The 19,222-nt window shown below is 48.9% G+C and carries 12 protein-coding genes; all 12 read left to right on the forward strand.

The window, feature by feature from the left end:
• The first annotated feature begins 27 nt into the window (after window positions 1–27).
• The 12 genes from FN124_RS20735 (at window position 28) to FN124_RS20790 (ending at window position 19,166) form a co-directional block, all read left to right on the forward strand.
• Window positions 28–1,557, forward strand: coding sequence for a RagB/SusD family nutrient uptake outer membrane protein (locus FN124_RS20735; protein WP_142686706.1), 1,530 nt, complete (start codon window positions 28–30; stop codon window positions 1,555–1,557).
• A gap of 117 nt (window positions 1,558–1,674) precedes the next feature.
• Window positions 1,675–3,930: a GH92 family glycosyl hydrolase gene (locus FN124_RS20740; protein WP_260607546.1), complete on the forward strand. Its 2,256-nt coding sequence runs from the start codon at window positions 1,675–1,677 to the stop codon at window positions 3,928–3,930.
• A 489-nt stretch (window positions 3,931–4,419) separates the two neighbouring features.
• A complete protein-coding gene (locus FN124_RS20745; protein ID WP_142686707.1) occupies window positions 4,420–5,562 on the forward strand; it encodes a Fe(II)-2OG oxygenase family protein in 1,143 nt (380 codons plus the stop codon).
• Between the two features lie 14 nt (window positions 5,563–5,576).
• Window positions 5,577–6,212 (forward strand): nitroreductase family protein, encoded by a 636-nt coding sequence (locus FN124_RS20750; protein ID WP_142686708.1) that lies wholly within the window; start codon window positions 5,577–5,579, stop codon window positions 6,210–6,212.
• Window positions 6,213–6,247: 35 nt separating this feature from the next.
• Entirely contained in the window at window positions 6,248–7,762 is a 1,515-nt protein-coding gene (locus tag FN124_RS20755; RefSeq protein WP_142686709.1) for a pyridoxal phosphate-dependent decarboxylase family protein, read from the forward strand.
• Window positions 7,740–10,196, forward strand: coding sequence for a GNAT family N-acetyltransferase (locus FN124_RS20760; RefSeq protein ID WP_142686710.1), 2,457 nt, complete (start codon window positions 7,740–7,742; stop codon window positions 10,194–10,196). The genes FN124_RS20755 and FN124_RS20760 overlap by 23 nt, the downstream gene beginning before the upstream one ends.
• A gap of 1 nt (window position 10,197) precedes the next feature.
• On the forward strand, window positions 10,198–11,532 hold the full coding sequence (locus FN124_RS20765) for a lysine N(6)-hydroxylase/L-ornithine N(5)-oxygenase family protein (protein WP_142686711.1): 1,335 nt from the start codon (window positions 10,198–10,200) through the stop codon (window positions 11,530–11,532).
• A gap of 31 nt (window positions 11,533–11,563) precedes the next feature.
• A complete protein-coding gene (locus tag FN124_RS20770) occupies window positions 11,564–13,384 on the forward strand; it encodes an IucA/IucC family protein (RefSeq protein ID WP_142686712.1) in 1,821 nt (606 codons plus the stop codon).
• 29 nt (window positions 13,385–13,413) lie between these two features.
• Entirely contained in the window at window positions 13,414–14,820 is a 1,407-nt protein-coding gene (locus FN124_RS20775) for an MATE family efflux transporter (RefSeq protein ID WP_142686713.1), read from the forward strand.
• Window positions 14,821–14,854: 34 nt separating this feature from the next.
• Window positions 14,855–15,097: an acyl carrier protein gene (locus tag FN124_RS20780; protein ID WP_142686714.1), complete on the forward strand. Its 243-nt coding sequence runs from the start codon at window positions 14,855–14,857 to the stop codon at window positions 15,095–15,097.
• Between the two features lie 22 nt (window positions 15,098–15,119).
• Window positions 15,120–16,490: an AMP-binding protein gene (locus FN124_RS20785; RefSeq protein ID WP_142686715.1), complete on the forward strand. Its 1,371-nt coding sequence runs from the start codon at window positions 15,120–15,122 to the stop codon at window positions 16,488–16,490.
• Window positions 16,491–16,736: 246 nt separating this feature from the next.
• The gene (locus FN124_RS20790) at window positions 16,737–19,166 is read left to right on the forward strand and encodes a TonB-dependent receptor (protein WP_142686716.1); all 2,430 of its coding nucleotides are present in this window, start codon (window positions 16,737–16,739) and stop codon (window positions 19,164–19,166) included.
• The last annotated feature ends 56 nt before the right edge of the window (window positions 19,167–19,222 follow it).

The following is a 19,222-nucleotide window of genomic DNA, read 5'->3' on the forward strand; positions in this document are numbered from 1 at the left end:
GATCCTGGTTTTCTAAAAATTATTATTATGAACAAAAAATATTTCCTTCCTTTCGCTATTGCAGCCATGATCGGTGTATCATCCTGCGTGAAGCTCACGGAAGATCCAAAAGCAACACTTACGCCGGGTAATTATTTTAATACCCAGAGTGAACTGGATGGCGCAGTTACTTCTGCCTTCAGGGCGCTGGCAGTAGACGGGGCCTGGGGTTTTACCAGCAAACTAACCGCTTATTTCGGTTCTGATGATCTTACCACTCACCCCGCGTCCAATAAGGCAGATTCCCGTGAATTTGACCGTCTCCAGGGCACTTCCACCAATTCCAGTCTCCGTGCAGGATGGGAAGGGCCATGGAATACCATTTACCAGGCGAATAACGTGATCGCCAATTTTGAAAAAGTAACCGCTACTACGCCAGACGCCATCCAGGCGCGCGCTTATGCGGGCGGGCAGGCTTATTTCCTGAGAGGTATCTGTTATTTCTACCTGGTAAGAACATTCGGCGCGTTGCCCATCATTACCGGCCCGGCAGAAATTACCACCATTCCTGCAAGACAGGAGCCCGCTAAAGTATATGAGCAGATCATCAGCGACCTGAAAGCAGCTGCTTCTATGCTGCCGGACAAATGGCCTGCCGGTGTAAACGTAGGCCGGCCCGGTGCGCTCGCCGCCAGGGCTGTACTGGCCAACGTATACCTGACCATGGCCGGCTGGCCGGTTAACCAGGCCTCTAATTACAGCCTGGCTGCAACAGAGGCGAAAGCGGTGATGGATGCCAATAAATTTGACCTGGTGCCCGATTACCTGGATGTATTTAAAACCAACAACAACATTGAATCTGTATTCGGCCTGGAATACAATGTAGGCGGCCAGTTGCCCAACCGTTCCTTTGGCGCTACCTGTATACCGGATGATGAAGGCGGATGGGATGACTTCTTCCCTGAGATCAATTACTTCAAGGATGCACCGGTGTGCAAACGTACCGATGAAACTTTCCATACACAGATCAAGAGTAACAAGTATGGCGTGGTAAGCTGGGATGATCCCAGAACAGCCACCAAACATCCTTACTACAACAAATTCCGTTATGGTGTAGGCGATGGTATCGTTGAAACACCAACCAAGGTAATCAGCTTTAATGCCAGTACCAATAAAACAACCGATGTAGTGCGGTTCGCGGAAACACTGCTCATTTATGCAGAAGCTTCCGCCATGGCTACCAATACCGTTTCTGATGATGCCTATGAAGCATTGAACAGGGTAAGGCGCCGCGCTGGTTTGGGCAATATCGTGAAAGGATTGTCGGCCGCCGCTTTCCGCGATTCGGTAGTGAATGAACGTAAATATGAGTTTGCCGGTGAATTCGGACAACGCTGGTTCGATATTGTTCGCCTGCAGTTATTACCAAAAGTGATTGCCCGCCGCGATCCGAATGAGTTCAAGGATCTTCCCCTGAATCCTGCCGCGGTAGCCAATCCCGGACCCAAGTATATTGCGCCGATACCATTCCGCGATCTGAACCTGAGCCCGGGTTGGACACAAAACCCAAGCTACTGATAAGTACCTTTTGATTTGACCTGTAAATAGTTTAATCATGCCTTGTGCATGATTAAACTATTTCGTTAATTCGTTCCGTAGCAATGAAGAATTCTCCCAGCGCATAAATTTTAGTGAATGAAAAAAACAAACTGGAAGCTGCGCAGCCTCCTGATGCTGACGCCTTTTGTATGCTTAACCGGCCGCACCTGTGCTGCGGTGTATGATACTATCCCCGGAACGAAGCAACCCATAGACCTGGTTGACCCAACCATCGGAAACGTAGGTCAGCTGCTGGAGCCCACCCGGCCTACCGTGCAGTTGCCCAACCAGATGATCCGGTTTACTCCCCAGCGGAAAGATTTTATGGACGACCAGATCTCCGACTTTCCATTGAACATTGTATCCCACCGGCTGGGACAGGTGTTTTCTGTGAAACCCGCTGTTGGCGCCATCTCGCAAAGCGACTGGCAAACCCGGATGCCATACGATCATAACCTGGAAACCAACCGCCCCTGGTATTATTCCACCTGGCTGCTGGAGGATGAAGTGAACGTGGAATTTACCGCCGGTAAAAAAACGGGTTACTACCGTTTCCGATTTCCCGCCGCTAAGGAAAAATCTTTGCTGTTCGGCACCTACAACGATGGAGAGGCTGCCTACAGTTTCCTGCCGGGCAATGTGATCACCGGGATGGAAACTTATAATGGTTATGTAAAAGTATATCTCTACGGCGTTTTCAGCGAAGCTGGAAAACCCGGAGTAGTAGAACAGGGGCAATTAAGCAACAATAAGAATATTGCTGGTAAAGCACTAAAAGCATTTATCAGTTTTCCTGCCGCTGCAAAGGAAGTTACTTTTAAATATGCCATCAGCTATATCAGCCCTGAACAGGCAAAGAAAAGTTATGAAGAAGAGATCAGTAAAAAAGATTTTGACGCCGTAGCCGCCAATGGTAAAAAAGCCTGGGCCGATGTGATGAACCAGGTGAAAGTAAAAGGAGGCACCACTGCACAGCAGCGTTCTTTCTATACCGCGTTGTACCGTTGCTATGAAAGGGCGGTAGACATTACGGAAGACGGGCAGTATTATAGCGGTTACGATAAACAGGTCCATAAAGACAAGCGTCCGTTTTATGTGGACGACTGGACATGGGATACCTACCTGGCTTTGCACCCGCTGAGAATGATCCTCAACCCCGCAAAGGAAGAAGACATGTTACAATCGTTTGTGCATATGTATGAGCAGAGCGGCTGGATGCCTACTTTCCCCGTGCTGTTTGGCGATCATGCCTGTATGAACGGGTTCCACTCTTCCGTGGTAATGCTGGATGCACACCGCAAAGGACTGAAGAACTTTGATATTGAAAAGGCCTATGAAGGCATGCGCAAAAATGCCACCGAAGCTACTATGCTTCCCTGGCGCAATGGTCCTAAAACAGCGCTCGATGATGTGTATCATAACAAAGGCTATTTCCCGGCACTTCGTCCGGGTGAAAAAGAAACAGAGCCAGCTGTGCATTCTTTTGAAAAAAGACAGGCGGTAGCGGTGACCCTGGGCGGCGCTTACGACGACTGGGCAGTAGCAGAACTGGCCGGTGATCTGAATAAGAAAGATGACCAGCGTTTGTTTGCACCAAGGGCAAAGAATTATAAAAATCTCTGGAACGCCAACAAACAATTCTTCCTGCCAAAAGATGGTAGCGGGGAATGGATCGATATCAATGTAAAATATGACGGTGGTCTTGGCGGCCGTGAGTATTATGATGAGAACAACGGCTGGACCTATCTCTGGCAGGTGCAGCAGGATATCCCTGGCCTTATTGGCCTGATGGGAGGAAAAGATGCCTTTGAAAAAAGACTGGACCAGCTGTTCCGCGAACCGCTGGATATGTCGCGCTACGCCTTCTGGAGCAAGTTCCCGGATGCCACCGGCCTGGTAGGGCAATACTCCATGGGTAATGAGCCCAGCTTTCATATCCCTTATTTATACAACTATACCGGCGCTCCCTGGAAAACGCAGCAGCGCATCCGCTTCCTGCTGGATGCCTGGTTCAGGGATAATATTTTTGGTATTCCCGGTGATGAAGACGGTGGCGGCATGTCTGCCTTCGTAGTGTTTTCCTCCATGGGTTTTTACCCGATAACGCCAGGTATTCCCGAATACACCATCGGCAGCCCGGTGTTTGAGAATGTAAGCATTGCCTTACCCAATAAAAAACAATTTACCGTAGTAGCGCATAATAGCTCCGTGGTAAATAAATATATCCAACAGGCGAAGTTCAATGGCAAGTCGTTGAATAAACCTACGTTCACCCACCAGCAGTTAACCGATGGCGGAACGCTGGAACTGTTCATGGGCCCCAAGCCTAATAAAAGCTGGGGGGTACAGTAAAGGCCTGGTAAGAAGTTTACTGGTCTAGTGAGCCGGTAACAATGATGAAGACAGAAAAGATCGTCTCTTATATAAGAGGCGATCTTTTTTTATACCCGGAAGAGAGAGCTGCTATTGATATCGCTAAGATAAATGAGTGATATTTTACGGCAGCCGGTAAAAAACTCCGGATCTGTAAAATACTTTCCCGATTGCGAAAATTTTTTTCCCATATTGATAAATGAGTAATGCTATTTTCAGGTACTTTTGTGTTGTACTCTGAATTAAGATATGGCTAATATTCGTCAATAGCCCGTATTTTAACCCATTTAGCCCTATTGAGCCTTATTTATTTAACTGAAAACACATTTGAAGCTTCCCTGCCAGTTGTTTTAAAATGATCAGCATTTTCTTCGCGCGTTCATTGTGCGGGAAAAAAGAATACGCATAGCAGGTTACCTGACTATGGGGCTTTGCTATGCCTTTAAGTACCTTTAAAATCCTTTTTGAATGAATACGCAAACATTAACCGCTTTGGTTAACACGGATTCAGAGCATCTTGCGGGTAGCCTTTCAACAATTAACCCGGCTCCTTTGGCGCCCGCTATCATCACTGTGTCAGCAGAAGAAAGAGCAAAACTGACTAAAACAGGAAAAGCATTGAAAGAGATTTACGGCAACTGCGAAAATCCCGCTTTTATCAGCATGCTTCACCTGAATGCATTCAAGATATTACCGGAACGTATTGCGCGGCTACTGAGCCGGATGGGCGCCGATTTTTCTGCACAACAGTATGGCGCCATCGTGCTCAAAGGTTTGGTAGATGTAGACCAGGAAGAACTGGGGCCTACACCCGCCAGCTGGAGGGAGATGGACCCGGAAAAGCTGGTAGAATACGGGTTTATAAGCGCCCTGCTGCATGGCGTAGTTCCGTCAAAACCTGTTGAATATTTTGCCCAGCGTAGGGGCGGCGGGTTACTGCATGCTATTATCCCGGATAACAACATGGCCTGGTCGCAAACAGGCTCCGGATCAAGAACGGATCTGTTTGTGCATACGGAAGACGCGTTCCTTTTTAATGCCGCCGATTTCCTCAGCTTTTTATACCTGAGAAATGAAGAACAGGTGCCTTCCATGCTGTATTCCATACGTTCCCACGGTAAGCCGGGACCTGCCCTGGAATGCCTGTTTGAGCCTATTTATAAATGTCCGAAAGATGCCAATTATGATACCGATGAAGCGCTTGGCGAAGGTGTGCACACATCAGTATTATACGGCAACAGGAACACGCCGTTTATCCGTTTTGATGCGGCAGAGCAAATCTATAATAAAGAGGCCGGGCAACTACCGGAGGCAATGGAGAACCTGGTAAATTTCTGGAGAGAAGCAAAAACGCTTATCTATAATGATTTTATTCCCGAAGCCGGGGATATGATCTTTGTAAATAACCACCTGTGTGCTCATGGCCGGAGCGCTTTCACAGCGGGATACAGGAATGAGAACGGCCGGATGGTGAAATGTGAACGCCGGCTGATGTTACGGATGATGAGCAAAACAAGCCTGATCGGTATCCAGTCAGTAGCCCACCCGGAAAATCCATACCTCGTAATGGAGGAGCATTACGGGAAAGTGTATGACCCGGCCCGGGTATAATCATTAAAACATTTATGAACAACAGTGACCAGGTAACGCTGCCCCGCATCACGGATGTGGAACAGCAGGGGGAAATTATTTCCCGGATAATACGGAACAGGAGAAGCATATACGCAGACGAATTTGTATCGAAGGAGTTACCGGTGCACATCCTGCAGGAGATCCTGACCAATGCCATATGGGCGCCCACGCATAAAATGACGGAACCGTGGCGCTTCATTGTATTGCAGGGATCACAGCTGGAGAAGTTTGGTAATTATATGGCAGCGTACTACCGCAGTTATTACCAGTCTAAAATGCCGGAAGCTGCCTTCGAAACAAAGTATACCTTCCTCCGTAACTATCCGTTGAAAGCCGCCTGCATGATCGCTATCATTCTGGTACGAAGCAAAACCATATCGCTTCCCGAATGGGAAGAGGTGGCTGCCATATCTTCAGCAGTACATAATATGGCGCTCACCTGCACCGCATTCGGGCTGGGGTCTTACTGGAATACATCCGGCGCATCTGTTGATTATGTGACCGGGCTTGGCCTGGCAGACAATGAACGGTCGCTAGGACTGATGATGGTGGGGTATCCTGACGAAAATACCCCGCCATCAAAAAAGAGACGGACACCGGTGGAACAGAAGGTTACCTGGTTTACCTGATAATGACCAAGTATAAGTTATTCTAAAATTATTTTATGAACAATACTGTTACAGACGCACCCACCACGCGGGGTGCGCTCACCCCCGATGCCTGCAAGGACCTGTTCTATGCAGGATCGGCGGAGGAATATAATGCTGCTATGCGCATGGCTGTGAAAATGGTGAATACCTTTCTGACCAACACCCGGAAACCTTTCAGTGGTATTAAACCAGACACGCTGGCTGCCATATTCAGTACCATTGATTTTGATACGCCGCTACCTGACTATAACAGCTTGCTGGAAGAAGTGGATATGCTCTATGTAAAACATGCCACGGCGTTTCACCTGCCACATTACATTGCGCATCTCAACTGTCCCGTGGTGATCCCCGCACTGGCGGCAGAGGTGCTGGTGAGCGCTATCAACTCCTCCCAGGATACTTACGACCAGAGTGCGGGGGGCACCTTTATGGAGAGGAAGATCGTGGACTGGACCGCCGCCGAAATTGGCTACGGTAGCGGCAGCGATGGCATCTTTACGGCGGGTGGGTCCCAGAGCAATTTGATGGGACTGCTGCTGGCAAGGGATCATTATGCCTTGAAACACCTGCAGCACAACATCAAACTATCCGGGCTGCCACCGGAAGCCAGCCGCTTCCGCATCTTCGTTTCTGAGAAATCGCATTTCAGCAACCAGAAAAATGCGGCGCTGCTTGGCCTGGGGGAAAAAGCGCTTGTTAACATTCCTACCGACCACCGTTTCCGCATGGATGCCAGTCTGCTGGAAGCCGCTATTATCCGGGAACAGGAGCTGGGTAATATTCCTGTTGCCATTGTTGCTACCGCTGGTACCACTGATTTTGGCAACCTCGACCCGCTGTTGAAAATAGGCCGCCTGGCCAATAAGCATGGTATCTGGCTGCATGTAGATGCTGCTTATGGCTGCGGCCTGCTGCTCACTGAAAAATACCGGCACCTGCTCAATGGGCTGGAACTGGCCGATTCGGTGACCGTGGATTATCATAAATCATTTTTCCAGCCTATCAGCAGCAGCGCGTTCATCGTAAAACATAAACAATCACTCGATATTATCCGGCATCATGCAGACTATCTCAACCCCGAGGAACAGGACTATGAAGAACTGCCTGCACAGATCAATAAATCCGTTACACAGAGTACCCGCCGGTTTGATGCATTGAAACTCTGGTTCACATTACGCCTCATGGGCAAACAAAAGTTGGGGGAATATACAGACGCTATCATTGATACCGCTGCCGCTGCAGCCCACCTGCTGGAAGGGGAGCCGGACTTTGAGCTCCTGAGCCATTCTGATCTTGGCGTACTTGTATTCAGGTACCTGCCAAAGGACCGTCTCATCCCGGATCCGGATGCTTTCAACCTGGCTATAAAGAGATCGATGTTCTTCAGCGGAGAAGTGCTTGTAGCCAGTACAAAAGTGAACGGGCACTTTTATCTCAAATTCACGATACTGAATCCACTCACAACGGTGAACGATATCCGCAATATCCTGACAATCATTAAACGACATGGAAAAGACACACTCAATTAAAGAACCTCTCCACCACGTGGCAGAACAACTGAACTTCACGGTGCTGCTCAATAACTGCTGCACAGAGCTTAACAACAGTACCTTGTATGAAGGTGTTCCCAAATATGACGAGGCATTGGCAAACTGGTTTAACAGTACCGGCTATACGTTGCATCTCAGGTTCAGCTTCCCCGATCATAATGCAGAAGTATATGCACCACTGCGGTATGCCTCCGTGTCAAAAAAGCACGGTTATCATTTTCCCGTGGCGGAAAGGAATATGGTCACAGATGATATCACCGTAATAGGACCGGAACGCTTCCTGGAACTGGCTGCCACACACGCCCGCCGTTCACATCCCACTGCGGCTGCAGCCAATATCATTCACCGGCTGCGTAACAGCATCCATAATATGGGCATCTTCCTGGAACATTTCCGGGAAACCGGGAAAGACCCGGGGAAACCGGTAATGACCTTCCTGGAAGCGGAACAGCTGCTGCCTGCAGGACACAGCACCCATGTGCTCAGTAAAGGAAGGGATGGGTTTTCCGGAGATGACCTGCTGCACTATTCTCCCGAAACTGGAGGACGTTTCCAGCTGCATTATTTCCTCCTGCACCCCGCGCTCGTTACGGAAAAAAATGCCGGCGGCCCGCTGCCATCGCATATACTGAGGGATCACCTGCAGGAATATACGAAAGAAGAGATTCCTGTAAGCATATTGCTGAACAGCCATCCCGATTTTAAAGTCACTGCCGTGCACCCCTGGGAAGCAAAATACCTGCTGAACGATCCGCGGGTAAAACAATTGCACGCTTCCGGGCAGCTGTACAACCTGGGTAAGCACGGCCCCCTGTTCAGTGCTACTGCATCTGTAAGAACAGTGTACAATGAAGAAAGCGACTGGATGTTTAAATTTTCCCTGCATGTGAAAATTACCAGCGCCGCAAGGATCAACCATCTCCACGAGTTGCACAGGGGATACGACGTTGCCCGCCTGCTGGCTACACCGGAGGGACAACAACTGCAGCAAAGCATTCCCACTGCAGGTATCATCTGTGATCCCGCTTTTATTACCGTTGTAGTGGGGGGTAGTATCATCGATGGTTTCAGCACTTCCATGCGGGAAAACCCGTTTAAAAAAGCAGCAGCTCAAAAGAACGTGGGACTGCTGGCATCTTTCTGCCAGGAAGCACTGCCGGGTGAAAAGGCCAGGATAACCCGTGTTATTGAAGGCGCTGCGGCGGCTACCGGTAAATCTGCAGCACAAACAGCGGTTGCCTGGTATACGCAATACCTGGAGCTGTTGCTGGAGCCTGTTATCCGCCTGTTCAACAACGGGGGCATCGCCTGTGAGCTGCATCAGCAGAATACCCTGCTGGAACTGGATGCAAAGGGGTTCCCCGCCAGGGTATGGTTCCGGGATAATCAGAGCTTTCTTTTCAGGAAAAGTTTTCATGAACAGCTATCGGCTATTGTACCGGGAATAGGGGAAACGGGAAAAGGATTTATCCCCGACGAGCGATTGTTTGAATTGTTATCACATTACCTCATTATCAGCAACCTGGTGGGGCTGGCCAACAGCATTGCCGCCAATGGCCTCGCCGATGAAAGTGAACTGGTGGATATCCTGTACAACCGGCTGAAGGAACTGCAGCCTGCGGATCCCAGCGGTTTTATAGAATATGTGCTGCAACGCAGGTATCTCACAGAAAAGGCAAACCTGCTCACTTCCCTATGTAATATCGATGGCGGTGAAAGTCCCGCTGCGGTGTTACAGGTGAATTATCCCAATGTATTGCATACCCATTTCTTTTCAAGGCAGCTTATACAACCGGCGGGAAAGCAAATATGCTATAGCCGTTATTTTCCAAAGGAAGATGTGGTGATCACCCTTCGTCCTGTGGATCTCGACAGAGACCTGGAAATGTTGCATGAATGGTTCAACAGAGAACATGCCATTAAGATCTGGCAAATGAACTGGCCTCTCCGCCAACTGGAAACCTATTACCGTACCCTGTTACCCGGCGACATGATGTACAGCTATATCGGGGAGGCCAATGGAGAGCCCACCTTCAATATTGAAGTGTATTGGGCCATCCGGGACCTTGTAGGCGATTATTACGATGTATTGCCTACCGACTATGGCACGCACCAGTTTATTGCGCCTACAGACCCTAAAAAGAAGTTTGCCTCGCCTTCCACACAATGCATGGTAGATTATGTATTTGCACAGCCGGAAGTGGGCAAGATGGTAGGAGAGGGCGCTGTAGATTCGCTGGCCTCCATGATGAACAAAGCCCACGTTGGCTTCAAAATACAGAAGGTGATCGAAATGCCGCATAAAAAGGCCAATCTCAACTTCTGTTACCGTGAATGGTACTGGGCTAAATTCCCGCAGAATAAAGATATCACGATCACCCCGGAGGCGGAAGTCCCCGTAAAATTTTTTTAAGATGAGTACAAAAAAGGTTTACGCTGTAATAGGTATTGGCATAGGCCCCTTTAACCTTGGTATGGCGGCGCTTATTGCACCGGTAAAGGAACTGCCCGCCCTGTTCTTTGACCAGGCAGATGAATTTAACTGGCATCCCGGGCTCATGTTTGATCATGTTACGCTTCAAACGCCTTTCCTGTGCGATTGTGTATCAATGGCAGATCCTACCAGCCCTTACAGCTTCCTTAATTTTCTGAAGGAAACCGGCAGGTTATACCAGTTCTTTATCAGGGAAAACTTTTTCGTTCTGCGGAAAGAATATAACCGCTATTGTAAATGGGTGGTCTCCAAACTTCCTTCATGCCGCTTTTCACAGCGGGTAACAGGTATTGCTTACCGGGATGGGTTATACGAAGTAACCGTACAGCATACCAGGACCGGGCAGGCCGCTACCTTTTTTGCGGAAAGGATAGTGTTGGGTACCGGCACCCAACCCGCATTGCCTGCATTTGCGGCCGGCGGGAAATTTAAAAAGGTGATCCATACTGCTTCGTATATCCCCCGCCGTGATGAAATACTGGCAGGAGGATCAGTAACGGTTATCGGCTCGGGACAAAGCGCTGCGGAGGTGTTCTACGACCTGCTGCAACGCAGGAGCCCCGGCTTTACGATCAGCTGGTTCACCCGGCCCGACCGGTTTTTCCCGATGGAGTACTCTAAACTTACCCTGGAGCTTACCTCGCCTGATTTCGTGGACTACTTCTACCATATGCCCGCCGCCAAAAGAAAAGACCTGTTGGATATACAGAAGTCGCAGTTCAAAGGAATCAATTACGACCTGATCAACGATATCTGGGATGCGCTCTATGAACTGAGTGTAGACGGTGAGGATACCGGAGTAAGGATACAGCCGGGTGTGCAGCTCAATAATATCCGCGAAGATAACAGCGGCGCATATACGCTGGATCTTACCGAGGTGCAGCAGCAACAGCACTTCAGCGCCTCTACCGCTTTTGTGGTACTGGGAACAGGCTACAAATACCAGGAGCCAGCTTTTCTGCAGGGTATAGCTGCCCGCATTGCGCGTGATGCCGATGGTAAGTTTGAGGTACGCCGTAATTACGCCATTGATCATGAAGGCCGCGAAATATTTGTGCAGAATGCCGAAACGCATTCGCATAGCCTTATCTCCACTGATCTTGGCATGGGCGCCTACCGGAATTCTTTCATCATCAATGAAATAGCGGGCCGCGAAATATACAGGACAGAACAGCGGATCGCCTTCCAGGACTTTGGCGTACAGGGAAGGAATACCGCTACCAGGGCCGGGCAGCTGGCAGCGCTGCCGGCATAATTATTATTTAACATTATAGCTACTTGCAACAATGATTACTCACGGAATATTTGAAGGAATTTCACACCTGGAAACCACCGTATGGCAAGAGGTAAATTTAAACCTACTGGCCAAAAGCCTGGCAGAGCTTATGCATGAACAGGTGCTTGCCCCCCTGGAAACGGAACGCGGTGAGAACGGGCTAACGCAGTTCCGTATTAATACCGACCGTGAAAATGTATGGTATACCTTTTCCGCCAGTCCGCGTATGCTGGACTACTGGCATGTATACAGCCACAGTATCCGGAGATGCCAGGATAACAGGTGTTTACCTGCGGCTGATGTGCCTTTGTTTTTTACAGACATGCAGCAAACCCTCGGCATAAAGCCGGCTACCCTTGCCCGTTATATCGAAGAACTGAACAATACTTTGTTTGCCGACGCCACGATGCGTTTCCGCGGGCGGCCCTCTGCAGCAGCACTGGCTGCGGCAGACTACCAGGAAGTGGAACACCAGATGGATGGTCATCCCTGGGTGATTGTGAACAAAGGCCGCATTGGCTTTGATGCGCACGACTATCGCCGGTATGCACCAGAACATAACCGGGAAGTGCTCCTGTCCTGGATCGCCGTACACCGCAGCCGCGCAACTTTCAGGTCGCTGGAAGAGATCAGCGAAACCGCTTTCCTGGAGCAGGAACTGGGCAAAGAAAAACTGGATGCATTTAAAAGCATACTAACCGGTAAAGGGCTTAACGCCGGCGACTATACGTTTATTCCCGTACATGAATGGCAATGGAATAATAAAGTGTTGCTGCAGTTTTCCGGTGAAATTGCCAATAATTTCCTGGTGCCGTTAGGCACAGGCAATGATGTATATACGCCACAGCAGAGTATCCGCACTTTTTATAATGTTACGCATCCACATAAGCATTATGTAAAAATGGCGATCTCCATATTGAGTACCGGGAATATCCGGGGGTTGTCGCCGCGCCAGATGGCCATTGCCCCGCGCATCACAGCCTGGGTAAAAGGTATGCTGGAAAAGGACACCGTGCTGCATAACATGGGCCTCATCCTGCTGGGGGAAGTGGCTACCGTTACTTACCTGCATCCCCACTACACTGCCATTGCCAATGCTCCTTACCAGTTTAATGAAATGCTGGGCGTATTGTGGCGGGAAAGTGCGGAGCAATTTGTACGTCCCGGAGAAACCATTGTAACCATGGCTTCCCTTTTATATGTAGATGACGAAGGGAAGAGCCTTGCCGGTGCATTGATAGCCCGCTCGGGGCTTACCACAGCTGCCTGGCTGAAGGCTTATCTCACCGCCTATCTCAAGCCATTGCTGCATATTTATTATGCGCATTCGCTTTGCGTAACGCCGCATGGTGAAAATATCATCCTGGTAATGAAGGACAACATACCTGCCCGCATTATCATCAAGGATTTTGTGGATGATATAGTGCTCACTGCAGAAGCCAGGGAGAAATTGCCGGCAGACCTGGCAGACGGGCTGATACAATCTTCCAACAAGGAGAATGTGCCCCTGTTCATCCTGCTGGGCGTATTTGACGCCTTCTTCCGTTACCTGTCGGACGTACTACATACTTGCGATGACTTCAACGAACGCCTGTTCTGGAAGGAAGTAGCGGATACTATTGCCGCCTACCAGCAGGAACATCCAGAACTGCAGGAGCGGTTTGTAAAGTATGATCTGTACGTGGAAACATTCAAGCGGTTTTATATCAACAGCCTGCGTTTGCTGTATCATGGTTATGAAGACCGTACTGATTTTGCCATTCCCCCGAAAGGTGGCGTATTGGTGAACCCGTTGGTGGAAGTGGCTGTGGAGGCATTGAAAACAGCATAATTGAACATTATACAGCGATTAATCAATACATGAAAACGATCCTGGCGCAAACGCGCTCTTTTTTATACCTGCTCAGGACCGCTTTCCTGGGCAAGGAAAAAACATTTACTACGGGAGGCATCAACCGGGCCATCGTATTGCTTTCGGTGCCAATGGTAATGGAATTGCTGATGGAATCGCTGTTTGTATGCACCAACCTTTTTTTTGTGAGCAGGATGGGGGCAGGCGCTGTTGCCATTGTGGGCACTGCGGAAACAGTAGTGTCTTTTGTTTATTCGGTATCCATTGGTTTGAGTATTGCCGCTTCTGCCGTGGTTTCCCGGCGGGTAGGGGAAAAGCAATTGGAAACAGCCGGGCTTACGGCTATGCAGATCATTTATGTTGGATTGGTGATATCGCTTCTGTTAGGTACAGTATTGTTTGTGTTTAACCGGGAAGTGCTTTCCCTGGTAGGCATCCCTACGGCCATGCTGCAGGAGGCGGATGTATTTTCCCGGCTGATGTTCGGCAGTGTTTTTTTCCTGATCATGCGGATTACCATGAACGGTGTTTTCCGGGGAGCGGGAGATGCCGCCACCGCTATGCGTACATTATGGTTATCGAACACGATCAATATCCTGTTATGCCCGCTGCTTATTTTTGGTTGGGGGCCGGTGCCTGCGCTGGGCCTGGCGGGAGTGGCCCTGGCTGCCGTTATTGCACGGGTGGTAGGCGTATTGTACCAGGTTGTTTTCCTGGCACAGGGCCGGTCTGTACTTGTTATCGGCAAAGCGCAACTGGTACCGTCGCCGGAAATTATCCGGAAAGTTGTTAAGCTGGCATTTGCAGGTACCCTCCAGTATATGATCCCTTCTTCCAGCTGGTTGCTGATGATCCGTATTATTTCTCATTTCGGCAGCGATGCACTGGCCGGTTATGTGATTGCACAGCGGATAGGATCGGTGGTAACCATGCCGGCGTGGGGAATAGGGAATGCGGCAGGGATCCTTACAGGGCAGAATATAGGCGCCAACCAGGTAGCGCGTGCAGAAGCTTCTGTATGGAAAGCGGGACTGATCAATACCTGCTTTTTAGGGGTCATAGCGGTGGTGTGGCAGTTTTATGCCGTACCGGTGGTGGCCCTGTTCACCAGTGTGCCTGCCGTATCCGGTAATGCTGTTACTTACCTGCATTACATCTCTGTTGCGTATGTGCTTTTAGGGTATACCATGGTGATTTCCCGGGCGCTGAATGCAGCTGGTGAAGTAACGGTGGTATCACTGCTGTATATACTGATGTTTTACCTCACCCAGATCCCCTTGTCTTACCTGCTTGGCATCAGGATGGCTATGGGGCCCGACGGAATATTCCTGGCCATCCTTGTATCGGAAATTGTGCTGGCATCTGCCTGTATCATTGTTTTCCGGAAAGGAAGATGGAAATATCGGAAACTATAAGGAAAGAATTATTTAACAAACAAAAAAAGAACAAATGAGTATTTCACAACAATTCAATGAAGCAGTATCAAAAGCATTATCAGTGCCTGCAGATATGGTAACTGACGAACTGGAGTATCAAAGCATTCCTGAATGGGATTCCATGACGCACCTTGTACTGGTGGCCGGGCTGGAAACGACCTTTGGCATTGCTATCGACATGGACGATGTACTGGAGATGGGAAGCATTGGCAAGATCAAAACATTACTGAAGAAATATAACGTAGAAGTAGTTTGATAGAAAACATAACTAAAACAGAATGAAACTCTATGACCTGATACGGGGCAATGATAAACTTGGTTTTATCGATGCCCTGAGCGGGAAACGTTATCCTGCCGGCAGCTTTCACCGGTCGCTGGAAATAGATGACCACCGCGGCATTGTATTCATTTATTGCGATAACCTCGTGGGATCAGTGGAAGTGCTGCTCAATTTCCTCGACAGCCGCTTTGCGGTAACCCTTTTAAGCGCACAACTGAACAGCTCCTTTAAAGAAGACCTGGAAAACCGCTACCGGCCTTATTATATTTATGACCCGGTTAGAACAGATATAAGCGGATTTGAGTTGTTCCGGGCCGGTGAAAATATCCGGCTGTTCCGCAGCAGGCAGCGTACGCTTTACCCCGTTCATGCAGATATTAAATTACTGCTCAGCACCTCCGGCTCTACAGGTTCGCCAAAGTTTGTAAAGCTCTCAGACGATAACCTGGTGCATAACGCCCGGTCCATTCTGGATTATATGCCTATCCGGCCACACGATACCGTTCCGCTGAATGTGCCCATCATCTTTGTGTATGGCTTTTCTATTTTCACTACCAACTGCATAGCCGGCGGTAATATCCTCTGCACCAGCCACGATGTATTAAAGAAGGAGTTCTGGGACGACTTCCATAAATACCAATGCGCAACCATTGGCGGCGTACCTTACGTGTATGAAATGCTGCAGCGCATCGGTTTTTTCCGGAAAAATTGTTCTTCGCTGCGCTACATGACCCAAACCGGCGGCATATTAAATCATACGCTCACGAAAACTATTGCCGGATACTGCGCCACCTGGAATAAGCAGTTCTATATGCAGTACGGGCAAACAGAAGCCTCCGGCCGTATGGCTTACCTCGACCCGGCCGACATCCTGAAAAAAGAAAGCTCTATTGGCTTTCCTGTGAAAGGAGGCCGGTTTGAAATAGACGACGCCACCGGTGAACTGATCTATTACGGGAAGAATGTATTTGGCGGCTATGCCACCAACTACCAGGACCTGAACGAATATCAGCATACCAATAAATTATATACCGGCGACGTAGCCAGGAAGGATGAGGAGGGATACTACTTCATAACGGGAAGGATTAAACGTATTATGAAGCTTTATGGTACCCGGATGAACCTGGATGAAGTGGAACTGATCCTTAAAAATGCACTTGGCGGGCAAACCTTTGTTTGCTTTGGGCTGGAAGATAAATACCTGGCTATACTGCACCTGAACGATGAACTGCCGGAAGATGCTATTAAACAGGTACTCAAAGAAAAAATGGGACTACATCCCGGCTCGCTTCGGGTTAAGTATGTACATGCACTGCCGCTGACCCCCAATGGCAAAGTCGATTATGCTGCTGTAACAGACCTTGTATAACAACCATAGGCGCAAACCCGGGCATTGTCCCGGGACGCCTTTTCTTCCCGGGGAAACCCGTAATTACCTGATAGGCTGACTATTTTTTTCTTTTTTCGTAAATTTTTTTCCGGCTTCGTCATACCTGGTTGTTGGGAAACCGGTAATTTGCCGCGTTTCCGGTAAGCTGGCAGGAATCCCGCGGGGATCCTTCTTCTTATCTCATTTTCAACCTGAACTATTAAAATGAAAATTGATTCCCGATTAATGAGCAGATCCCTTTTTACAATGATATTAATGTGCGCGACGCAGTTGTTCACGGCTGGAGTATATGCACAAACAACTCCCTCCCTGTATGGTAGAGTGATAACATCAGACGGGCAACCCGTGAGAGATGTAATAGTGGCGATCCTTGAAGCAAGGCAGCAAACGGTGACCGGGAATGATGGTGGCTACAGGTTTGATCATGTAAAAGCAGGCGCTTATACAATAAGGATCGCCATGCCTGGTTTACCGGCTATGAAAAAAAACATTACTGTAGCAAGCGGAGCGGATAACACGGCCAATTTTACCCTGAGCGAAAGCTCGGTGGGATTACAGGAAGTAGAGATCAGCTCCCGCAAGCTCGGCAAAGAGCTGAATAAGGAAAGCGAAACGGTGGCAAAGCTGCCGCTGAAATACCTGGAAAACCCGCAGGTGTATACCACTTTGTCTGATAAGCTGCTTACAGAACAGGTGATCACCGATCTGAGCGACGGGCTGAAAAATGCCCCGGGTATTGTGAAGATGCAGGGGAGTATTGGTCGCAGCGGTGATGGCGCCGTTTATTACAATCTTCGTGGCTTTCCTACGAGGATATCTATGGTAGATGGTTTACCCGGGCAAACAAACGGTGAAATTGACCCCGCCAATGTGCAGTCGCTTGAAATTATCAAGGGGCCATCCGGCACTTTATTCGGTGGCGCTGTAACCTCTTTTGGCGGTCTTATCAATGTAACCACCAAGAAGCCGCTGGATACTTTAGGCGGGGAGGTGTCGTATACTGGTGGCAGTTATAACCTGAGCCGTATTACGGCTGATATCTATGGTCCGCTGAATAAAAGCAAAACGCTTACTGCCCGGGTGAATGCAGCTTATCATACCCGCAACAGTTTCCAGGATGCAGGATTCAGGAAATCGTTTTTCCTGGCGCCCGTCATTAATTATAAAATGAGCGACCGTACCATTATCACGCTTGGTGCAGAGTTCTTCAGCTATGAAGGAACCAACCCCTCCATTATCTTCCTTAGCCGCACCCGCAAATTTTTCGCTGCCACACCAAAGGAACTGAATTTCGACTGGAGCCGGTCCTATACCAGCGACGATATTACGCTAAAAGCCCCGTCTGTTAATGTTCACGGGCGCATCGATCACCAGCTCGGCAAAGGGTGGGTGTCCGGTACCAGCTTCTCCAGGAATACACGTAAAACAGACGGCATGTACCAATATGAGTTCATACGCGGTAATACAAGCGACGACTTACTGGAGCGTAATGTACAATTACAGAATGCGGATGCAACTACCACCAGCATCCAACAGAACTTTACCGGCGATTTTCGTATAGGCGGTATCCGTAACAGGCTGATCGTAGGATTGGATTACCTGAACCAGACGGCTAACACTAATAATTCCGCGATAGTTAAATATGATACCATCAGCGGTTCCAATCCTGATTACAAAAAATATTCGATGCTGTCGCTGGCAACAGCCACCGGTAAAATAGTAGCAGCTGGTGTTGCACCTACCAGGACCTACAACTCCAACAATGTTTACGGTGTATATGCTTCCGATGTTATCAATATTACCGATAACCTGCTGGCCATGCTGAGCCTGCGGCTGGATTACTTTGCCAGTAATGGAACGCTCAACTATGTAACCGGTAAAATTGTGACCGACAGCCGGTTTTATCAAACCGCCCTTTCCCCGAAGTTTGGCCTGGTGTACCAGGTGATCCCCGGAAAGGTATCTGTATTCGGTAACTATATGAATGGCTTCAGCAATGTGGCGCCGGTAACACAGCCGGTGCCTGATGTAAACGGCAACTTTAAACCGCAGCAGGCCAACCAGGCTGAAGGTGGTGTGAAACTGGACCTGCTGGATAACCGGCTTACTTTTACTGCCAGCTATTATGATATTGAAGTGAAGAATATTACACGCAGCGAGAACTATACGTATAACGGAAGCGATTATACGATTACCGTGCAGGATGGTACACAGAAAAGTAAAGGCATAGAACTGGAACTGATGGCAGCTCCTGTCAGAGGACTTAATATCATGGCCGGCTACAGCCATAATAACAGTAAGCTGAATACCAGCGGTAAAGATGTAGATGGTACCCGGCCATCTTCCGCAGGCCCTGCGGATATTGCCAATGCATGGATCAGCTACACGATCCCGGTGGGCAAACTACGCGGCTTTGGTATAGGCGCCGGCGGTAATTATGTAAGCGAACATGTAACCGCCAATACAGTTACTACCGGTACATTTACGTTCCCTTCCTATACCCTGCTGAATGCCACGGCATTTTACGATGCCCGCAAATTCAGGGTAGGACTGAAGTTCGATAATATCACCAATGCGGAGTATTATGTAGGGCAGGGCGTTATCAGTCCGCAGATGCCGTTCAATTTTTCCGGGAGCATTACTGTGAAATTCTGAAACTAACTATCACTACTATCCCATTAAAAGGCTGTTCCGGTAAAACGGGATGGCCT

Source organism: Chitinophaga polysaccharea (assembly GCF_902150045.1).
GTDB classification, from domain to species: domain Bacteria; phylum Bacteroidota; class Bacteroidia; order Chitinophagales; family Chitinophagaceae; genus Chitinophaga; species Chitinophaga polysaccharea_A.